21 protein-coding genes are annotated in these 18,725 nt (G+C 51.0%); all 21 read right to left on the bottom strand.

The window, feature by feature from the left end; genetic code table 11:
- Positions 1-5 precede the first annotated feature (5 nt).
- The 21 genes from dapB to NW747_RS08060 all read right to left on the bottom strand — a co-directional run bounded on the left by dapB (position 6) and on the right by NW747_RS08060 (position 18,720).
- Positions 6-797 carry a 4-hydroxy-tetrahydrodipicolinate reductase gene (gene dapB / locus NW747_RS08160; protein ID WP_273186710.1) on the bottom strand — a complete coding sequence of 264 codons (792 nt, stop codon included), beginning with the start codon at positions 795-797 and terminating at the stop codon, positions 6-8.
- 1,119 nt (positions 798-1,916) lie between these two features.
- On the bottom strand, positions 1,917-2,201 hold the full coding sequence (gene rpmA, locus NW747_RS08155; RefSeq protein WP_008859012.1) for a 50S ribosomal protein L27: 285 nt from the start codon (positions 2,199-2,201) through the stop codon (positions 1,917-1,919).
- Between the two features lie 5 nt (positions 2,202-2,206).
- A complete protein-coding gene (locus tag NW747_RS08150) occupies positions 2,207-2,533 on the bottom strand; it encodes a ribosomal-processing cysteine protease Prp (RefSeq protein ID WP_008859011.1) in 327 nt (108 codons plus the stop codon).
- A complete protein-coding gene (gene rplU, locus NW747_RS08145) occupies positions 2,533-2,841 on the bottom strand; it encodes a 50S ribosomal protein L21 (RefSeq protein WP_008859010.1) in 309 nt (102 codons plus the stop codon). The genes NW747_RS08150 and rplU overlap by 1 nt, the downstream gene beginning before the upstream one ends.
- A gap of 282 nt (positions 2,842-3,123) precedes the next feature.
- Positions 3,124-4,002, bottom strand: a complete 879-nt coding sequence (locus NW747_RS08140) for an NAD(+)/NADH kinase (protein WP_273186708.1) — start codon at positions 4,000-4,002, stop codon at positions 3,124-3,126.
- 3 nt (positions 4,003-4,005) lie between these two features.
- Positions 4,006-4,827: a TlyA family RNA methyltransferase gene (locus NW747_RS08135; RefSeq protein WP_273186705.1), complete on the bottom strand. Its 822-nt coding sequence runs from the start codon at positions 4,825-4,827 to the stop codon at positions 4,006-4,008.
- A 516-nt stretch (positions 4,828-5,343) separates the two neighbouring features.
- Positions 5,344-6,222 carry a polyprenyl synthetase family protein gene (locus tag NW747_RS08130; RefSeq protein ID WP_273186702.1) on the bottom strand — a complete coding sequence of 293 codons (879 nt, stop codon included), beginning with the start codon at positions 6,220-6,222 and terminating at the stop codon, positions 5,344-5,346.
- Positions 6,182-6,445 (bottom strand): exodeoxyribonuclease VII small subunit, encoded by a 264-nt coding sequence (gene xseB / locus NW747_RS08125; RefSeq protein ID WP_008859006.1) that lies wholly within the window; start codon positions 6,443-6,445, stop codon positions 6,182-6,184. Before xseB ends, NW747_RS08130 begins: the two co-directional genes overlap by 41 nt.
- On the bottom strand, positions 6,435-7,499 hold the full coding sequence (gene xseA, locus NW747_RS08120) for an exodeoxyribonuclease VII large subunit (RefSeq protein ID WP_273186698.1): 1,065 nt from the start codon (positions 7,497-7,499) through the stop codon (positions 6,435-6,437). The genes xseB and xseA overlap by 11 nt, the downstream gene beginning before the upstream one ends.
- A 656-nt stretch (positions 7,500-8,155) precedes the next feature.
- Entirely contained in the window at positions 8,156-9,103 is a 948-nt protein-coding gene (locus NW747_RS08115; protein WP_273186696.1) for a tRNA (adenosine(37)-N6)-threonylcarbamoyltransferase complex transferase subunit TsaD, read from the bottom strand.
- A 2-nt stretch (positions 9,104-9,105) separates the two neighbouring features.
- Entirely contained in the window at positions 9,106-9,492 is a 387-nt protein-coding gene (nusB, locus tag NW747_RS08110; protein WP_008859003.1) for a transcription antitermination factor NusB, read from the bottom strand.
- Positions 9,493-9,503: 11 nt separating this feature from the next.
- A complete protein-coding gene (locus NW747_RS08105; RefSeq protein ID WP_008859002.1) occupies positions 9,504-9,851 on the bottom strand; it encodes a hypothetical protein in 348 nt (115 codons plus the stop codon).
- Positions 9,848-10,213: an Asp23/Gls24 family envelope stress response protein gene (locus NW747_RS08100; RefSeq protein ID WP_008859001.1), complete on the bottom strand. Its 366-nt coding sequence runs from the start codon at positions 10,211-10,213 to the stop codon at positions 9,848-9,850. Before NW747_RS08100 ends, NW747_RS08105 begins: the two co-directional genes overlap by 4 nt.
- Positions 10,214-10,225: 12 nt before the next feature.
- On the bottom strand, positions 10,226-10,786 hold the full coding sequence (gene efp, locus NW747_RS08095; RefSeq protein WP_008859000.1) for an elongation factor P: 561 nt from the start codon (positions 10,784-10,786) through the stop codon (positions 10,226-10,228).
- Between the two features lie 16 nt (positions 10,787-10,802).
- A complete protein-coding gene (locus tag NW747_RS08090; RefSeq protein WP_273186693.1) occupies positions 10,803-11,867 on the bottom strand; it encodes a M24 family metallopeptidase in 1,065 nt (354 codons plus the stop codon).
- Positions 11,868-12,786: 919 nt separating this feature from the next.
- On the bottom strand, positions 12,787-13,413 hold the full coding sequence (gene cobC / locus NW747_RS08085; protein ID WP_273096865.1) for an alpha-ribazole phosphatase: 627 nt from the start codon (positions 13,411-13,413) through the stop codon (positions 12,787-12,789).
- Positions 13,410-14,489, bottom strand: coding sequence for a pyridoxal phosphate-dependent aminotransferase (locus tag NW747_RS08080; RefSeq protein WP_273186692.1), 1,080 nt, complete (start codon positions 14,487-14,489; stop codon positions 13,410-13,412). Before NW747_RS08080 ends, cobC begins: the two co-directional genes overlap by 4 nt.
- Positions 14,470-15,354, bottom strand: a complete 885-nt coding sequence (locus NW747_RS08075; RefSeq protein WP_273186691.1) for a GHMP family kinase ATP-binding protein — start codon at positions 15,352-15,354, stop codon at positions 14,470-14,472. Before NW747_RS08075 ends, NW747_RS08080 begins: the two co-directional genes overlap by 20 nt.
- Positions 15,342-16,091 (bottom strand): adenosylcobinamide-GDP ribazoletransferase, encoded by a 750-nt coding sequence (gene cobS, locus NW747_RS08070; RefSeq protein ID WP_273096871.1) that lies wholly within the window; start codon positions 16,089-16,091, stop codon positions 15,342-15,344. Before cobS ends, NW747_RS08075 begins: the two co-directional genes overlap by 13 nt.
- A gap of 126 nt (positions 16,092-16,217) precedes the next feature.
- Positions 16,218-17,204, bottom strand: a complete 987-nt coding sequence (cbiB, locus tag NW747_RS08065; RefSeq protein WP_273186689.1) for an adenosylcobinamide-phosphate synthase CbiB — start codon at positions 17,202-17,204, stop codon at positions 16,218-16,220.
- Positions 17,197-18,720 (bottom strand): cobyric acid synthase, encoded by a 1,524-nt coding sequence (locus tag NW747_RS08060; RefSeq protein ID WP_273188281.1) that lies wholly within the window; start codon positions 18,718-18,720, stop codon positions 17,197-17,199. The genes cbiB and NW747_RS08060 overlap by 8 nt, the downstream gene beginning before the upstream one ends.
- Positions 18,721-18,725: the final 5 nt, after the last annotated feature.

Raw genomic sequence — 18,725 nt, 5'->3', positions numbered from 1 at the left:
ACACCTCATTCCAGATAATTTTCCAAACCATAAACAAACCCCTTGACAGTCATGCATTTTTTGCAGGCCAGCATGACACCGGGCATGAAAGACTTGCGATCCAAAGAGTCATGACGGAGAGTAAGGATTTCACCATAACCGCCAAAGAGTACTTCCTGATGAGCTACGTAGCCGGGAAGGCGGACAGAATGGATGGTAATCCCTTCATACTTGCCGCCCCTTACACCAGGGAGACTTTCCTTTGTTTCATCCGGTTCCGGAGCCTTTGTTCTTGCGGCTGCCATCTTTTCCGCAGTGAGCTTGGCCGTGCCGGAAGGAGCATCATATTTATGGTTATGATGGAGCTCAATGATTTCTGCATTGGGCATGTATTTGGAAATCTCAGCCGAAACCTTCATGAGAAGGACAGCCCCCAGAGAGAAATTAGGAGCTACCAGTCCATTGGCACCGGATTTGGCGGCAATTTCAGACAGTTCTTTTCTCTGGTCAGCGGTGAGGCCGGTTGTACCGATGACCATATTCACTCCATGAGAAAGGACGAACTTCGCATTTTCATAAATCACCTTCGGGCTTGTGAAATCGACGACCACATCCGGCTTCTTTACCTTAAAGGCTTCCTCAAGATTAGGGGAAATGGTGATGCCATTGTGGCCGATGCCCACTACCTCACCCAGATCTTTTCCTGCAGCAGCAGGATCCACTGCGCCGGCAATGGCGAGTCCCTCTTCAGCCATTACGGAACGGACCACTTCACTGCCCATGCGTCCGGATGCGCCGTTTACTAAAACTTCAATCATGCGTAACTCCTCCTTCTATGGCTCTATAGGCAAAAATTCCCTATAAGGCATTTGTTAGTTTGAATCTATGGTAGTATAAATTGACAATAACGTCAATACAGGAAAAATATATTTTTTATATTTGGAAAAGGGCCGCTCTGCGGCCCGGGTTCAGAGGGTTCAAAAGGTCCAAAGGGTGGTGGTGGCGGCTGGCGCCGCAATTTTTATAAAAAAGGGGCGCGGCTGACGCCGCAGGTTGTGTAGAAGGGTTGTGTTCGCTTCGCTCAGGGGGCGACAGCGCCTGCGGCGCTGAGGGTTGTGGTATCGCCCTATCGGGCGATAAGTATTATAATGCCGCCTTTCGGCGGTCACGTCCGCATCGAGTATCATAATCATTCTTACCCTCGTACATCCCTTCGCCACTTCGTGGCCCTCTTCCCCTAAAGGGGACGCAAGAGCGTTACGGGATTTACTTTTAGTGTCATATGGCTTGATTGGCATTCTGGTGATTAGCCGCAACGCGGCTCCCCCTTATCCGGCTGCGCCGGACTTTCTCCACGGGAAAGCGTGTCACACGATTCTCAGGTCGCTTTGCTCCCTTACGAATCGTGTTCCCTTGCCACCCCATCCGGGGAACAGAATAAATCGCTCTATGCTTTCCTGTAGAGACATGGCTCCATTGCTAAGCATCCATAGTGCCCCCGCTTGCGGGGGTGGCAAAGGAACTGGATTCGTAAGGAGCCGTAGGCGACTGAGAATCCAGTAACATGCTTCCCACCGGGCAAGGTGGTGGCGCCAGCCCCCAAAGGGGGATTGCATTTCCGACGCCCGACAGGGCGGTTGTAAAGATTTTCGCCGCCAAAGGCGGCATAAGAAATGGCGCCGAAGGCGCCGTACCTCGCCAGCGCAGCGATACTATATAACTCCCGAGGGCGGGAGCCCGGAGCCCGTCCGGGAGGCGTCAGCCGGTCCCGGACAGAACGCTTGGCGCCCAGGGCCTGAGGCCCGGCGGCGCCATCAACCCTCGCAGCGAAGCCGCGTCAACCTTCGGGAATACTGGAAAGCACCATCCCGATCCCGACCTAGGCCCTCCGCAGAGCACAAAAAAAGAGCCGCAGTTTCCTGCAGCTCTTTCTGCTCTTAGTCTTCAACAGGATATACGCTGACCTGTCTCTTGTCTCTGCCAAGACGTTCGAAAGCAATTCTGCCTTCTGCAGTAGCAAAGAGTGTGTCATCCTTGCCGATCTTAACGTTCAGGCCGGGATGGAGATGAGTGCCTCTCTGGCGAACGATGATGTTGCCCGGTTTAGCAATCTGTCCTGCGTGCATCTTTGTGCCAAGGCGCTGCGCGTTGGAATCGCGGCCGTTGCTTGTGCTGGAAGCACCTTTATGATGAGCGAATAACTGAAGATCAAAAAGTAACATGAAATTCACCCCTTTATGTCTAGAATCTTTAAATGGCGGGGGTACCGGGTTTCTACAGCTCGAAGGCCGTGAACCATGGTTTGGAAAAGAACCTGGCTTTTTTCATCCTCCGGTGTGGAAATCTCCACATGCATGAAACCGAAGTCGGAATCATAGGTTCCTTCTCTATGAAGCACATCTTCCAGGCCGCCGGCAGTTGTCAATGTAATGGCACTGACCGCGGCACAGATGAGATCATATTCCCCATCCTTTTCATAACCATCTGCGTGTCCATGGATGGAAAAGCCTCTGTACAGCCCTTTCCCATCATGAAGCATTTTTACAGTGATCATTATGCTTCGATTTTTTCAATCTTTACCTTTGTGAAAGGCTGACGATGACCCTGGCGGCGGCGGTAGTTGGACTTAGCCTTGTACTTGAAGATACGGATCTTGCGTTCCTTACCCTGTTCAAGAACCTTGCCTGTTACCTTGGCACCTGCTACATTGGGCTGGCCAATCTTGACGTCATCTCCGGAAACCAGAAGAACTTCATCAAAAGTTACTTCAGCGCCTTCTTCAACGTCCAGTTTTTCGATGGAAATAACCTTGCCTTCTTCAACAACGTACTGTTTTCCACCGGTTTTGATAATTGCGTACATTTGTGCACCTCCTCTTTACTATACTCGCCGATGCAGGCAGCATTTCTGCATTTTCAAAGCCTTATTCGTGCGGTTGCGTCATGGCACCTATGTACAATGACTTGATTATTATACAAAAAGAAACAGGGAATGTCAATAGAAATTTTGATTTCCAGACGGAGCGGGGAAAATCCCTAAAGCCGGGCCTTGCGTCAGTCTGCCTGTTTTCCCACGGCCGAAAGTCCGATGGTACGGTTTTATACAAACTGGCGCCATGATGGACAAGCCTCAAAGGGGCCTGTCCTACTTCCCGCAGTCCGCCACTTTCCTTACCAATTTCCTTGTTATACTTCCAAAGAAATCCTGGTCCCTGAAACGAAGGAAACGGATCGGCTTTTCTATGCTTCTGACCAGTAAAGTGTCCCTTTTGTTAAAACGGAAGGTGCAGGCCCCATCAAGAGAAAGACAGAGTTCCTTTTCTCTTTCCGGTACAGTGATCTTAACCACATCATCCCTGGAAAGAACCATGGCAAAACGCTGCAGCGTGTGGGCGCAGATAGGAACGATGATAATCCGGTCATCAGAAGGCCCAAGCACAGGGCCTCCGCAGGAAAGGGAATAACCGGTGGAACCGGTGGGCGATGAAATGATAAGCCCGTCGGCCGCATATTCCTGAATGAAGCTGTCATTAATGAAAAGACGGATCCTTGCCAGCTGGCCGATGGAGGCATGGCCGATGACCACATCATTCAGCACGGTGGGCAGTTTCTCTTTTCTCCCATCCCCATGAATCAAAGCAGCGGAAAGATAGAGGCGATGCTCTTCCTGATAATCTCCCGACAGAATCTGGTCCACCCTTTTTTCCATATCCCTTAAGGTCATGGAATTTAAAAAGCCTAAATCTCCCAGATGGAGCCCCGCCATGAGAACAGGATAATCCCTGAATGCGCGGGCAGCTCCGAGAAAGGAACCGTCACCTCCCACGGACAGGATAAAATCCCTTTTTCCCATGGATTCATCGGTTTCATAGGTATCCTCTGTAAAACCCATGTCCATCAGGCCTTTTTTCATGGAAAGAGGCAGGCTGTAATCTATATTCTTGTCTCTCAAAAGAGCGGTAAGCCTTTCCAGAGCCATTTTTAAATCCTTTTTCCCGAGGTTCGGGTAAATGCCAAATTTCATTTCTTATCCTTTCAACCCGCTGTGGGCTTCTTCCACCACTTTCACCATATCCGCTGCCGTTATTTCCCTTTCCGGCGGCGTCTGCTTCAGCCAGGCAAGAAATTCAATATTTCCGGAGCCCCCCTTAATAGGCGAATAGGTAAGGCCATGGCAGTAAAGATGCTCTTCCTTAAAAGCCTGAAGCGTATCTTCAATCACTTCGGCATGTACCTTGGGGTCCTTGATAATTCCACCCTTCCCTACCTTTTCACGGCCTGCCTCGAACTGGGGTTTAATGAGGATAACCAGAGATCCCTCTTCCTTCAGAATGGAGTGTACGGCAGGAATGATTTTCGTAACGGAAATAAAGGAAACATCGGTAGAAATGAAATCCACCATTTCTCCCAGAAGGTCCTTCGTCACTACCTTGATATTGGTTTTCTCCATGTTTACAACCTGCGGATTGGAACGAAGCTTCCAGTCCAACTGGTTGGTACCCACATCAATGGCAAATACTTTTGCCGCCCCGTTCTGCAGGGCGCAGTCCGTGAAACCGCCGGTGGAAGCGCCGATATCGGCCATCACTTTCCCTTTAAGATCGATGGAAAATGTTTTCAGCGCCTTTTCCAGCTTGAAACCGCCGCGGCCCACATAAGGCATGACATGGCCTTTGATGCGAAGTCTGGCGTCCACCGGCACCTTCGTTCCCGCTTTATCTACAGGCACATCATTTACAAGAATAATGCCTTCCATAATATGACGTTTTGCATTCTCCCGGCTTTCAAAAAATCCCTGCTCCACCAGGAGCACGTCAAGCCGTTCCTTTTTTACTTTCTGGTTAGCCAATGTGAAACCTCTTTTTGAAAATTGACACACCTTCGGTGTGAGGGTTAACGGGCCTTTCGCCCGAGGGTTGTGAAGGGAAAGGTTCTCAAGATGGATGGGCCTTCGGCCCAAGGGTTCTTAAGTTTGACGGCCTTTCAGGCCGAGGGGTGCGGTTGTAAAGGTTTTAGCCGCCAAAGGCGGCATAAGAAATGGCGCCGAAGGCGCCGTACCTCGCCAGCGGGCACGGTCAGCCAACCAATAGGTAAGCCCTTTAATGAGCAGGCTAAGGGCCTACTTTGGCTGACTTGGAGATCCTATGCAGGACCTCCACAGTACTATATAACTCCCGAGGGCGGAGCCCTCAACCCGCCTGTAAGGCGAAGCCGATCACAGGCAGAACCCTGGCAGCCCAGGGCTAAAGGCCCGGCGGCTGGCTCAACCCTCACGCCCGTAAGGGCGTGTCAACCTTCGGGAATACAGGCAAGCACCGCACCGATCCCGGTCCCGGTCCCGACCGCGCCATAAGGCACTTGTCCATTATTTCTTTCTATGCAGCAGCAGATCGGTGAGTTCATAGAGAATTGTACTATCAAAAGGAAGTTTTGCCAATGCTTCTTTTGCCAGGGCCCCTTCTTCTTCTGCGTATTTCTCTGCTTCTTCCACGCCAAGAATGGTGACGAAGGTGGATTTATGGTCCTTTTCGTCCTGTCCAGGCATTTTGCCCATATCCTCCAGATTCCCTTTTTCATCCAGAAGGTCGTCGGTTATCTGGAAAAGGAGGCCCAGATGGGCAGCGAAGTTCTCAAGAAGCACCCTGTCTTTCAGAGCCGTTCCTGCCACAGCGCAGGCCATGGATACGGGAGCAGAGAGAAGGCAGCCCGTTTTGCAGGCATCCAGGATTTTTAGTTCAGAAAGAGTGAGATGCTTTCCTTCCGCCTCTATATCATGCGCCTGTCCTCCCACCATGCCCTCCGGACCGGCAGCGCGGGCCAGAAGGGAAATCAGTTCTACCCGGATATCAGGAGCTATCTGTTTCTGCTCCGAGAGAAGCTGGAATGCAAAGGTCAAAAGGCCATCCCCTGCCTGGGTAGCCATGCCGGCGCCGTAAACCTTGTGGTTTGTCAGCCGGCCGCGGCGGTAATCATCATTATCCATAGCAGGCAGATCGTCATGAATCAGGGAATAGGTATGCACGCATTCCAAAGCGCAGGCAGCATCTATATAAAGACCGCTGTCCACGCCAAGTATATCCAGTACCGTGAGAAAAAGGAAAGGCCGGATGCGCTTGCCTCCCGCCAGCAGGCTGTAATTCATGGCGCTGTAAAGAGTCTCATGTTCCACCCGGTCCGCCTTTAAAAGAACCGCCAGCCTGTGATTAATGAGTTTCTGCTTTTCTTTCAGTATTTCCTGAATCATGGGACTCCATCTCCTTTGTCAGTAAATCTTCTGTCTTTTGTGAAATCACTGCCAGCTCTCCATCCACTTCATTTAAGATGGACAAACAGCGGTCAGCCGCTTCCATACCCTTTTTATAAACAGCAGCCATTTCATCGATACTGATTTCTCCGGAAGAAATCCGGCGGGCAGCTTCTTTTAAGGTTTCCATACTTTTTTCAAAAGTCATTGACTTAGTTTCCATGTCCGCTACTCCATTTCTGCAGGCTCATGAGAGATTCCAGCACACTCCGATAACGGGATTTGAGCTGCATTTCCTTTTGCCGGTCCAAAAGCAGAACCTGCGATTGAATCTCCCGGCGAAGATCCTGCAGACCCTTTGGTGAAGTGTGTTCCTTCATGGAAATCAGCATATCTGCAATTTCCTGTTTTTTAGAAAAGAAACAGGATTTCCGACCCTCTTCCAGCTCCCTGATCCTGTCCCTTAGAAGGGAGAGCCATACTGTCCTTTCCGGTATGGCTATTTCTGCGGCCTGGGTGGGTGTAGATGCCCTCCGGTCTGCCGTAAGGTCCGATAAGGTGGTATCCGTTTCATGACCTACAGCGGAAATTAAAGGAATCGTACTTTCATGAATTGCATCCAAAAGGATTCTTTCATTGAAAGGACGGAGATCATCCTCTGCTCCGCCGCCGCGGGCCAGTATCAGTATATCCGGTTTGTCCTCAGCCCTGCAGGCTTCACGGATCCTATCCGCCATGACCCGGGCCGCTTCTTCGCCCTGTACCGATGTACTGTATAGAGTAAACCGGACGCAGGGATTCCTGAGTCCGGCCGTTTTCACAATATCATGGACCACGGCGCCGCTTTCAGAGGAAATGATGCCGATATGAAAAGGAAAAGAGGGAAGCCCTTTCTTTCGTAAAGGATCAAAGTAGCCTTCCCTTTCCAGCTCCTTCACCATATCTTCTTTTTCTTCCTGATTCCGACTTTTATGAATATCCATGACCCGTTCCACAAAAAGACTGGGCCAGCCGGAAAGAGTATTGAACCGGATATCCCCGATTACCGTAGCCTCCATGCCGCTCATAAGGTTCCGGGTCAGAAAAGAACTGCCCATGCGGCCGATGACGCAGAAAAGCCGGGACTCCTCACCAAGAAGAGTGAAATAGGTGACGCCGGAAAAGTGGGTATGAACGGAAGAAATCGTTCCCCGTACAGCCACATGGCTGAAAATATAATCTTTCTTCATGCGACCTGCCAGAAGGCGGGTGCATTCATTTACGCTGTAGATTTTCATAGTTTTATGACACGCCCTTTGGGCGTGAGGGTGGACGGCCCTACGGGCCGAAGGTTATGGCCGCCTGACGGCGGCGGGTTGTGTATAAGGGTTGAGAAGGGAAAGGTTCTTAGGATTGATGGGCCCTTTCGGGCCCAAGGGTTCTTAAGTTTGACGGCCCTTCGGGCCGAGGGTTGTGGTATCGCCCTATCGGGCGATGAGTATAAAGTCAGCGTTACAGGATTGGCTGTCTGTGTCATAGGGCTTGATTGGCATTCTGGTGATTGGCTCGCTGCGTTCGTCCCCCTATCCGGGCTGCGCCGAACTTCTCCACGGGAAAGCGTGTCACACGATTCTCAGGTCGCTTTGCTTCCTTACGAATCGTGTTCCCTTGCCACCCCTATACAGGGGCAAAATAGGTTTTTATGCTTTCCTGCAGAGACATGGCTCCATGGCTAAGCACCCATAGTCCCACCGCTCTGCGGGGGGAAGGTGGTGCCGTAAGGCACCAAAGGGGGATGCATTTCCTCGCCCGCAGGGCGGTTGTACGGTTTTATACAAACTGGCGCCTTCTATCAATTCATAGGCGCCACCACAACCCTCAGCGGCATAGCCGCTGTCAAACTTAAGAACCCTCGGGGCCACAGCCCCGTCAAACTTTAGAACCCTCACGCCCATCAGGGCGTGTCCATAAGGGCCAGCATATACGCCCCGAAGGCATTCCCCGTGGCATTATCGCTGCTGGCGGTGATATCAGCAAAGTATGCTTTGATTCCTTTTTTCCCGAGAATTTCTTCTACCCTGTTTCTAAGGTACCGATTAGACATGACACCGCCTACGGCAATGAAGGGACGGTCATTTTTGAAAGGATAGTCGGAGAGCTCTTTATCTAGTGCTTTCCCGATATGCTCCAGCACCCCTTCCGCTATATCCTCTTTATGATATTGTCCCGATGCGATGTCCCTCTGTACTTTTGTTTCCGGACCGGAGAAAGAAAAGGAACCTTTCACCGAGGAACGGGAAATATGGTAAATATGGCGTCCATCAAGAGCCAGTTTTTCCAATTCTTTCCCGCAGGGAAAGTGAAGACCAAGCGCTACCCCGATCCGGTCGATGAACTGGCCGGCCGTAATGTCACGGGAGTCCATAAGGGTTTTGATTTCCATAAAATCCCCTTCCCAAGTGCAGGAAAGCACATCCTGGGTACCGCCGGACATATGCATCATATAAAAAGGCTTCCCCCACAGGGAAGGTTCTTTTCTTAAGGCAGCCAGCGCATGATTTTCCTGATGGCTGAATTCAAATACCGGTACATGGAGCGCAGCAGCAAGGGAAAAGGCCGTTCCTTTGCCAACAAGAAAGGCGGGCATGTAGGAATCTGCCCGCCTCCGTGGAAAAGAAGATACTCCTATTCCTTTGATATCCTGCAGTAAAGGAGATAATTTCTGCAGAATGACAGGAAGATTTTTCGTGTGCTGGAAAACCATCTGAGACTGGGAAAGTCCCCGATTTCCCACCTTCACAGAAAGCACGATTCTTTCTTCCCCTGCCAGCTCCCCGGAAGAGTCATAAACAGCGGCCGACGTAGTGTAGCAGCTGGTATCTATTCCAAGAAACCTGGCCATAGTTATCCTTTCATTGCCTTGTCTAAAACGCCGTTAATAAAGCGGTAAGATGATTCACCGCCGTAGACTTTGGCCATTTCCACAGCTTCATTGATAATCAGCTTCCTGTCTTCCGCCTCATCACCCATGAAATGGAATTCAGCCAGCGCCAGGCGAAGGATATTCTTATCCACCACATTCAGCTGGGAAAGAGACCAGTTCGTCACATGAGCAGAAATCATATCATCGATTTCTCCATGGTCAGATACCGCCTTCACCAGAGCATCTGCAAAATCCCTGTCCTTTTCGGATAACTCCAATCCGTCGGAATCAATCGTTTCCGTATCCGGATTCAGCTCCCGGGAATATAAAACCTTGAGAGCATATTCTCTTGCATTTCTTCTGCTCATGATGACCTCTTTCAATCCACAATATCAGTAATGGTTACATCGATTCCATAAATGGTTTCATCGGTAAGGGAAAGGAGAAGATTTCTCACTACCATCTGTATATAGCGGGCCGTTTCATTGACCCGGCACCCTTTATGGAGGGCCAGGGACATATAGACCTTGATTCCCTTCTTTCTGCTGCGGCGCAGCAGAAGCCCCTTATGGCCACGAAAGCCAAAGGCCTGGGAAATACCGGAAATCATCTCCTGATAACCGTCGGCAGTAAAATGAGAAACCTCGGGAAGAGCCAGTACGGCCTTCTCGATTTTCTCATACACTTCCTCTTCCGGCACGATGGTAACAGATTCATCCTGACTCATTTTGCTTTATCCTTATCAAAAATAACCTGGGACACATTCACATTCACCGCAGATACCCGGATACCCAGAGAGTCAGACAACGCTTCTTTCACCGTTTCCTGCAGCTTCAAAGCCACCGCAGGAATCCGCATCCCGTGACGAACGCAGACATAGAGGTCTACCTCCACAGCGCCATCCTTGAAACCCACATGGACGCCATCGGTATCCTTGTCGGACATCACGGAAGAAAGGCTCTGGAGAAAAGTTTCCCCCATGCCTGCAATACCCGGAACGGTCAGCGCTGCCGCCCTGGCGGTGATCGCAATCACCCGGTCCGTCAGGCGCACCTTCCCCAGATCATTTTCCTGAGATACCGTTTCCATAGGATGACCGGATTATTTTACACGTTCAATGTATGCGCCGGTACGGGTATCGATGCGGAGAACTTCTCCTTCGTTAATGAACAGCGGAACAGAAACGGTATAGCCTGTTTCCAGTTTAGCCGGTTTGGAGCCGCCGGTTGCTGTATCGCCGCGGATGCCGGGTTCAGTTTCAACGACCTTCAGTTCTACGGAATTCGGAATATCTACACCGATAATGTTGCCGTTGAAGAACATGACGGTGCATTCCATTTCTTCCTTCAGGAAGTTGATCTTGTCACCCAGCTGTTCCTTGTTCAGCATGATCTGTTCATAAGTTTCTGTATCCATAAAGCAGTAGGAGCCATCAGCTTCATAAAGATACTGCATGGGTTTGCGTTCTACTGTTGCCGGCTGCAGCTTAATGCCTGCATTGAATTTACGTTCCACTACGGAACCATTCTGCAGGTTTTTCAGCTTGGCACGTACGAAAGCGGCGCCTTTGCCCGGTTTTACATGCAGAAATTCAACACACTGCCAAACCTGGCCATCCAGTTCAACGGTAATACCGGGACGTAAATCATTACTAGAAATCATTTAAATCTTCCTCCTGCTACACTTGCAAAAATTTTTTGGGAAATTGAGTCAGAATGGAAATGCCATCCTGCTTTATAACAACCGTATCTTCGATACGGACTCCACCGGTGCCGGGGATATAGACCCCCGGTTCAACAGTTTCCGTCATATTCACTTCCAGAACCGAATGGTCCCTCTGGGCCAGCACTGGGGCTTCATGAATCTCAAGGCCCACACTGTGACCCAGGGCATGGGTGAAATAGGCATCCAGATCCCATTTCTTGAAATACTCCCTGGCTGCCGTATCGGCCTCATCGGCCCTGATGCCTGCCTTCAGAAGGCCTTCCACATGTTCGTTGCAGCCAAGAACCTTATCGTAAAGGAAACGCTGGCGGCTGGAAATATCTCCCACTGCCACGGTCCTTGTAATATCGGAATGATATCCCTTATAAATGGCGCCGAAATCAAAAGTAATGAGGTCCCCATTCTCGATGACCTTCTCTGTAGCCGTGCCGTGGGGATAAGCCCCCCGCTCGCCGGATGCCACGATGGTATCAAAGGACTTTCCCTCAGACCCCGCCTTCAGCATCTCACACTCCAGCACCGCCTGCAGATACCGTTCTGTCACGCCGGCGCGGATATAGGGAATCGTATTTTTAAATCCCTCATCGGAAATTTCACAGGCCCTCTTTAAAAGAGAAAGCTCCTCATCCGACTTGATGCGCCGCACATCATCTACCGGGCAGAACTCAAAATCCACATCCGGCATGGTCTCATCAAAAGAAAGATACATCCTGTAAGACAAAACCGACTCAATGCCCAGACGCTTCACATGACGGGAACTGGAGAGACGGGCCAGCGTCTCCGCCAGCTTCCCCCTGTAATCCACCACAGTGAACCCCTTCGCTTCCTCCTTCGCCTGCTCCACATACCGGGAATCAGTCAGAAGATAAAAAGACTCCGGCGTCACAAAAAGATAACTGTCAGAACCGGTGAATCCACTGATGTACCGTAAATTCTCATCCTTCTGCACAAACAGGCCATCCACGCCCCATTTGGCCAGGGATTCGGAAATCATTTGTTTATCAATCAAAAAGATCACTCTCTTCCATTACCCTATAATCATACAGTATCTTGGGCCTTTTGTCTAGATTTTTTGACACGCCCTAACGGCCTGGTAGGTTTCGATGTCGATGGACAGCTCTTTCATTTGTACTCCTTTGCTTTTAGATTCACTGGCTGGAATAGGGTTCAAAGGGTTCATAAGGTTCAAAGGATTCAAAGGGTTCAAAGGGTTCAAAGGGTTCAGAGTGTGGTAGATTGCCGCTCTGCGGCAATGCTTATAAAGTCAGCGTTACGGGATTTGCTTTCGGTGTCATGGGGCAAAATAACCATTCTGCTGATTGGCTCGCTGCGCTCGCCTCCCCCTATCCGGCTGCGCCGGACTTCCCCCTATACAGGGGGCAGAATAGATTTCTATGCTTTCCTGTAGAGACATGGCTCCATTGCTAAGTACCCATAGTCCCACCACGAAGTGGTGGCAAGGGAACTGAATTCGCAAGAAGCCGTGGCGACTGAGAATCCAGTGACACGCTTCCCAGCGGGGCGGGAAAGTGGTGGCGCCAGCCACCAAAGGGGGATGCACTTCCACGCCCGCAGGGCGGTTGTATGGTTTTCGCCGCCAAAGGCGGCATAAAAAATGGCGCCCACAAAGGGCGCCGTACCTCGCCAGCGGGCACGGTCAGCCAACCAATAGGTAAGCCCTTTAATAGGCAGGCTAAGGGCCTACTTTGGCTGACTTGGAGGTCCTATGCAGGACCTCCACAATACTATATAACTCCATAACTCCCGAGGGCGGAGCCCTCAACCCGCCTGTAAGGCGAAGCCGATCACAGGCAGAACCCTTGGCGCCCAGGGCCGAAAGGCCCGGCGGCTGGCCCAACCCTCACACCCGTAAGGGCGTGTCAACCTTCGGGAATACAGGAAAACCTTCTTCCATTCCCGCCTATCGGCGTTTCCCCTCAGCTCCCTGATTTCAAATCTCCCAGATGGGATGTATCATTCAGGGTATAGAGCATATTCATATCCCCCGGATAGATGTTGACCTGTGAAATGCTGGCGTTGGAGAGAGCCAGGTTCCAGGATCTGGCAAGGGGGATCTGGATGAGGCCGCATATGATGGTGCGAAGCGCCGCTCCGTGGCAGACGATGGCGTAGGTTTTATTGTCCCCTCGTTTGATGATATCGCTGATGGCTTCCATGCACCGTTTCTGGCAGTCTGCAAAGGATTCCCCATGGGGGAGTTTCATGGTGCCTGCATCGTGATACATAGCTTCAATCATGCCGGGCCAGATTTTTTCGATTTCATCGTAGGTCTTTCCTTCCCAGTCTCCGAAGGAGAGTTCTTTCAGCCTTGCATCTGTTTCCAGTGGAAGGCCGTGAGTTTGGGCAATGCCCTTCGCTGTATGGGCAGCCCGTTTAAGGGGGCTGGAAATGACGCCATCCAGAGAGACAGTGCGGAACCGTTCTTTTGTCTTTTCCGCCTGGGCTATCCCCTTTTCGCTTAAGGCCACATCGGTGCGGCCCTGATACCTGCCGGAACTGTTCCATACAGTCTGGCCGTGTCTTATAAGATAAAGTGTAATCATGGATGGTAAACCTCTTTCAATGCATTAAGGAGCCGGTTGTTTTCTTCCCTTGTCCTCACAGCCAGACGGAAGAAGGAGTTGTCAAGACCTTCGTAGTTGCCGCACTGGCGGATGAAAATGCCTTCAGGAAGAAGCTGCTTCTGTAAATCGGCGGCATCTCTTATGGAGCCGGTCAGTTTCAGAAGGATGAAATTGACGCAGCCGGGGTAGACCGTAAGGCCTTCCAGTTCTCCCAGTTTCCCTGCGAAATATTTCCTTTCGGAGGAGCAGAAGGCACGGGACGCTTCAATGTATTCCCTGTCCCTAGCGGCGCAGGTCATGTAGAGCTGGGCCGGGCCGTTCACGTTCCAGGGGATGAGGTGGTCTTTGATTTTTTCTGTGAGGGCCGGATGGGCAAAGGAGCATCCGATGCGGAGGCCCGGCACGGCGTAGAATTTCGTGAGGGACATAATGACCACCAGATGTGAATAAGTCTTTACGAAAGAGCGGTAGGACACGTCTCCTTCCACGAAGTCGATGAAGGATTCGTCAATTACCACATAGCTTTCCCTGTCTTCTGCAAGGGCCATCACTTTTTTGAAATCCTCCATGGAAAGGAGGCAGCCGTCGGGGTTGTTTGGGTGTCCCAGGTACAAAAGGGAGCGGGGAACCATTTTTCTTTCCAGTTCCCCTAAAGGAAGGGAAAAGCCATGGTCCTGATCCAGAAGGAAGCTTTCCGTATCTGCGCCGGCGGCTTCAGCGGAGAGGCGGTATTCGGAAAAAGCTGGCGCCGGCACCAGCACTTTTTCCGGCTTAAGGAATCGAAGCAGCGTATACATGAGCTCCGTAGCCCCGTTTCCTAAAGCAATGGTATCCTTGTCCATGCCATAGGCAGCGGAAAGGGAGGCCGTCACATCCCGGTCTTCAACGTCGGGATAGCGGAGGGTCTCTATTTCCCAATAACGGAGAAGAGCCCTTCTCCCCAGGGGAGAAAGGCCGAGCGGGTTGATATTGATGCTGAAATCAAGGATTTTATTCCGTTCGGAGGGGGCTAGGGAAAAGACATCCCCTCCATGTCTAGAGCTTTTCAAAGTCATGGATATCACACTTTCTGCACTGCATGCCCTGGTTTGTAATATGTACAAGGTCCAGGAAGGAGATCCTTCCTTTCATTTCTTTATCCAGAAAATTCTTCACTGCCATGGCATCCTTTTCCATGGGAAGAATCAGTCCCAGCACGGTACCGCTGTGGGCGCAGATCACTCCTTTTCCGCCCTGTTCCATTCCCAGGCGATAGAAATCGCCAAGCGGTTTCTTATAAAGGATCTTCTGGTTGGCAAAGGAGCTCATGGAAGCGGCCCTGCCGATCAGGTCCAGGGACTGGAGCCTGATTCCTTCCTTAAATAAAGAAAGGGCCTCCTTGATTTTCGTTTCATTGCTCTTCTGCAGGTCTACCAGATCATTTCTGGAATTAAAAAGCATGGTGTCCACTTCCCCGCCGCAGTCATAAACCAGAATCTGCATGGCCGGGCAGAGGCCCATTTCCCGGATAAGGCGTCCTTCCCGGTAATCAAACTGCACTACTCCTTTGAAAAAGGTGGCATCGCTGGGTTCAATGGAAAGGGCAATAGCTGCAATTTCCCGTTCCGACAGCTTTCGGCCGCAGGCAAGGGCCGCGGCCTGGCAGGCGGCACTGATATCGGCCGTGCTGGAGGCCATGCCTTTCCCTTTGAGGATATGGGATTTCAGCTTTAAAGGAACTCTTTTCTCTTCTCCCAGATAGGCCATGGTTTTCTCTACGGCTGAAAGAGCCTTGGGCGGAAGCGGTTCTCCTTCTCCCTCAAACCCGGAAAAAGCATAGGAGAAGCGATCTATGGGACAGGTCACCATAAAGGAGGAGCCCTCTGCATAGCCCTGGATAAATTCACCGCAGGATCCCGGTGAGCTGACTACATATGCCATACATTCCCCCTGGTAATCAAAACATAAAGGAGCGCCAGAAAGACTTCTGTCACTTGATTTACAAATCCATAGGTATCCCCTGTTGTACCGCCGATTTTACCCACGATCCAGCGATTCAGATACAGCCCCAGCAGAAGAGCTGCGCCGGCCAGTATAACATAAAGAAATCCGAAATAAAGAGCCGGCAGCAGTGCAAATACAGAAGCGATGGCCACTGCATGCTTTGGACGATAAGCGGAAAAGGCTTTGCCCATGCCATAGGGGCGGGCATAGGGATATTCGCAGATGCTGATGACAAGGTTCAGCCGGCCCAGCGCCGGTGCCGCAATGAGGATGGGATAAAGGAGCCCGTCTATGGATCCCAGGGAGAGGGTGTAAAGGTTGATGAAAATAATGATGGACAGCATACCGAAGGAACCGATCAGGCTGTCCTTCATGATTTCCAGGCACCGCTCCCGGGAGCGGCCGGAAAAGAGACCGTCCGATGAATCCATGAGCCCGTCAGCCAAAGTGCCTCCGGATATGAAAAGCTCTCCCAGGACAATCAGAAAAGCAGTCAGATAAGGCATATCCAAAGGTTTCAGCAGGAAGTAAATGAGGCACATGAAAGCGCCTATAATCCATCCGTATACAGGAAACCAGATGACGCTCTTTCCGAATTCCTCATCTTTCCAAACCGTTTCATTGGAAATGTGGATACGGGTGAGAAATTGAAGACCTACTAAAAAAGAATTCATTCAATCACCACAAGTATTTGTAAAAAAGTTCAAAAAAGAAGAGTCAGAGAAACAAAGGTTTCGCCTTGAAGATCATGGGCTTGTGCAGCTCCCATGCATCAGGGAGGCCCCTTTTTCCTGTCTTCTTCACCACACAAAGAATATAACTGCTGATTCCACTGCCGCAAAGAGAATGACTGCAGCATACATCATGTAAATGGAAGTCTTGATATGCTCTGCTTTTAGCGGTCTGTCAGGATCCCCCATGTATTCGCGAAATTCCGGTTTCCCCTCATAGTAGTTGTATCCGCCCAGCTGTACATGCATGGCGCCGGCCACCGTGGCTTCTGCATAGCCTCCGTTAGGAGAAGGGTGCTTCGGTGCATCCCTTAAGCCAATTTTTTCTGCATTTTTCCAATCCTGCTTCAAGAGCGCTGCAGCTGCCACAAAGAGGACAAAAGTAATACGAGCTGGAATATAGTTCAGCACATCATCCAGCCGCGCAGCAAAGCGGCCAAAGAAAAGGTAACGGTCATTTTTGTAGCCCAGCATGGAATCCATGGTGTTGCCGGCCCGGTAAAGGGCTGCGCCTACCGGTCCCAGCAGAAGGAACCAGAAAAGGGGGGAAATGACACCGTCCGTTGTATTTTCCGCAATGGTTTCCACTGTGCCCCGGGCGATTTCACTTTCATCCAGATTTTCCGTATCCCGGCCAACGATCCAGCTGAGCCGTTTCCTGGCTGATACCATGTCCCCCGCTTTCAGGAGGCCGTAGATTTCCATGCCGTCCCTGGCAAGGGCCCGGGGGGTAATGGTGAAATAAAGGACTACGGCACTGACAGTGGCATACATGAGAATGCCCGCCTTCACGGAAAGCCAGGTCAGGAATCCCACCACCAGGCCCACGGTGAGGAGCACAAGGAGGGAAGTCATCATGCCGCGGAAGAACATATTTCCATCAGATGTCTTCTTTTCGGGATAAAGCTTTCCCTCAAAGAAGGAAATCACCTTCCCTATGAGAACCACCGGATGGTAATCGGATCTTGGATCTCCATAAATGGTGTCGATGACCAGGGCCGCCAGGGGGATAGCCGCATAAAATGCGGAGTAAATTAAACCGTCCAAATTATTCATTCCTCAGGATTTCATAAAAAGCGTCCATATCAAAATGGGTTCTCACCATTTTTGCCAGACGGTCAAATTCAGACTCCTTATAGGCCCGGTACTTGAACTGTACCGGCAGTTCCGGAAGGCCTTTGCGACGGCGCAGGGCGTTAATCACAGCCCGGCGCAGATCATCATTATCGAAGAGGCCATGGCAGTAGGTACCGAAGACATTCCGCTTTTCATTGATGAAACCATCCTGAAGGTCCACCTTGTCCTCACTCCGCTGCACGATATGGAAGAGGGACTGCGCCGGTTTCGTAAGGGTGGTCTCACCCATGTGGATTTCATAGCCCTGCATGCCCTTCCCTGCAAACTGCATGCCCAGGAAAGGCAGATCATCACAGTCGAAAGTGACCTGGTAGGTATTCTTCTTCCCGTGCATGGACGTGGTGTAAGGCAGAAGGCCAAGGCCTTCTACTTCATCATTGCTGCTTTCCACATGGAGCGGGTCGCACACCTTTTCGCCCAGCATCTGGAAGCCGCCGCAGATACCGATGACGGGCACGCCCTTTTCTGCCATTTCAACGATTTCCTTCGCATATCCCTGGCGCTTCAGATAAAGCAGATCCTCTGTGGTGTTCTTGCTTCCCGGCAGAAGGATCAGGTCCGGATCACCGATCATATCTCCCTGCTGCACGAAGCGGAGGTTCACATCGGGCTCATGATTCAAAGCATCGAAATCTGTGAAATTGGAAATTTTCGGGGTCTGCATGACAGCGATATGGATATCCCGCATCACATGGTCACTGGGCAGATCCTGGAGAGATACGGAATCCTCGTCATCAATGCCCAGATCTTCCAGGTAAGGAATGACGCCGAGCACCGGAATGCCCGTCTTTTCCTTCAAGAAAGTCAAAGCCGGTTCCAGAAGAGAAATGTCGCCGCGGAACTTATTAATCACCAGCCCCTTCACAAGAGCCCTTTCCTCCGGTTCCAGAAGCTCCAGAGTACCTACGATGGAAGCCAGGGCGCCGCCTCTGTCAATGTCGGCAATCAAAAATACCGGCGCCTGACATTCTTTGGCAATGCGCATATTTACTATATCATTTTTCTTCAGGTTCACCTCGGCAGGAGATCCGGCCCCTTCAATGACAAGGGCATCGTAATGGGTTTCCATGTAGTCAAGGCTCTTCTTCACCGTATCCCAGGCCCGCTGGCTGTAATGATTCTGGTATTCCGAAGCGCTGTAATTCCCTACCGATGTTCCCAGAAGGATGACCTGGGAGCAGGAATTTCCGGTAGGCTTTAAAAGCACAGGGTTCATTTGAACGATAGGCAGAGCGCCGGCAGCTTCCGCCTGGGCTACCGTAGAGCGGCCGATTTCACCGCCCGACAGGGTGACATAGGAATTCAGCGCCATATTCTGCGCCTTGAAAGGTGCCGTCTTATATCCGTCCTGCGCAAGAATACGGCAGAAAGCAGTGGTCAGAATACTTTTACCTACATGAGAACTGGTTCCCTGAAACATGACTCTCTTTGCAATTTTTG

It is taken from the genome of Dialister succinatiphilus (genome assembly GCF_928721695.1).
Taxonomy (GTDB): Bacteria; Bacillota; Negativicutes; order Veillonellales; family Dialisteraceae; genus Dialister; species Dialister succinatiphilus.
The sequence above is the reverse complement of the archived record's forward strand: the minus strand, read 5'-3'. Positions and strand labels throughout refer to the sequence as shown.

What these genes read in the sequence shown, in the direction of transcription:
- NW747_RS08080 (WP_273186692.1), bottom strand. Translation starts at nt 14,489, where the DNA reads ATGACTTTGAAAAGCTCTAGACATGGAGGGGATGTCTTTTCCCTAGCC.
- efp (WP_008859000.1), bottom strand. Translation starts at nt 10,786, where the DNA reads ATGATTTCTAGTAATGATTTACGTCCCGGTATTACCGTTGAACTGGAT.
- xseB (WP_008859006.1), bottom strand. Translation starts at nt 6,445, where the DNA reads ATGGAAACTAAGTCAATGACTTTTGAAAAAAGTATGGAAACCTTAAAA.
- xseA (WP_273186698.1), bottom strand. Translation starts at nt 7,499, where the DNA reads ATGAAAATCTACAGCGTAAATGAATGCACCCGCCTTCTGGCAGGTCGC.
- dapB (WP_273186710.1), bottom strand. Translation starts at nt 797, where the DNA reads ATGATTGAAGTTTTAGTAAACGGCGCATCCGGACGCATGGGCAGTGAA.
- cbiB (WP_273186689.1), bottom strand. Translation starts at nt 17,204, where the DNA reads ATGAATAATTTGGACGGTTTAATTTACTCCGCATTTTATGCGGCTATC.
- NW747_RS08130 (WP_273186702.1), bottom strand. Translation starts at nt 6,222, where the DNA reads ATGATTCAGGAAATACTGAAAGAAAAGCAGAAACTCATTAATCACAGG.
- NW747_RS08105 (WP_008859002.1), bottom strand. Translation starts at nt 9,851, where the DNA reads ATGAGTCAGGATGAATCTGTTACCATCGTGCCGGAAGAGGAAGTGTAT.
- NW747_RS08140 (WP_273186708.1), bottom strand. Translation starts at nt 4,002, where the DNA reads ATGAAATTTGGCATTTACCCGAACCTCGGGAAAAAGGATTTAAAAATG.
- rpmA (WP_008859012.1), bottom strand. Translation starts at nt 2,201, where the DNA reads ATGTTACTTTTTGATCTTCAGTTATTCGCTCATCATAAAGGTGCTTCC.
- NW747_RS08115 (WP_273186696.1), bottom strand. Translation starts at nt 9,103, where the DNA reads ATGGCCAGGTTTCTTGGAATAGATACCAGCTGCTACACTACGTCGGCC.
- cobS (WP_273096871.1), bottom strand. Translation starts at nt 16,091, where the DNA reads ATGAATTCTTTTTTAGTAGGTCTTCAATTTCTCACCCGTATCCACATT.
- rplU (WP_008859010.1), bottom strand. Translation starts at nt 2,841, where the DNA reads ATGTACGCAATTATCAAAACCGGTGGAAAACAGTACGTTGTTGAAGAA.
- NW747_RS08075 (WP_273186691.1), bottom strand. Translation starts at nt 15,354, where the DNA reads ATGGCATATGTAGTCAGCTCACCGGGATCCTGCGGTGAATTTATCCAG.
- nusB (WP_008859003.1), bottom strand. Translation starts at nt 9,492, where the DNA reads ATGAGCAGAAGAAATGCAAGAGAATATGCTCTCAAGGTTTTATATTCC.
- NW747_RS08100 (WP_008859001.1), bottom strand. Translation starts at nt 10,213, where the DNA reads ATGGAAACGGTATCTCAGGAAAATGATCTGGGGAAGGTGCGCCTGACG.
- cobC (WP_273096865.1), bottom strand. Translation starts at nt 13,413, where the DNA reads ATGATTACACTTTATCTTATAAGACACGGCCAGACTGTATGGAACAGT.
- NW747_RS08150 (WP_008859011.1), bottom strand. Translation starts at nt 2,533, where the DNA reads ATGATCACTGTAAAAATGCTTCATGATGGGAAAGGGCTGTACAGAGGC.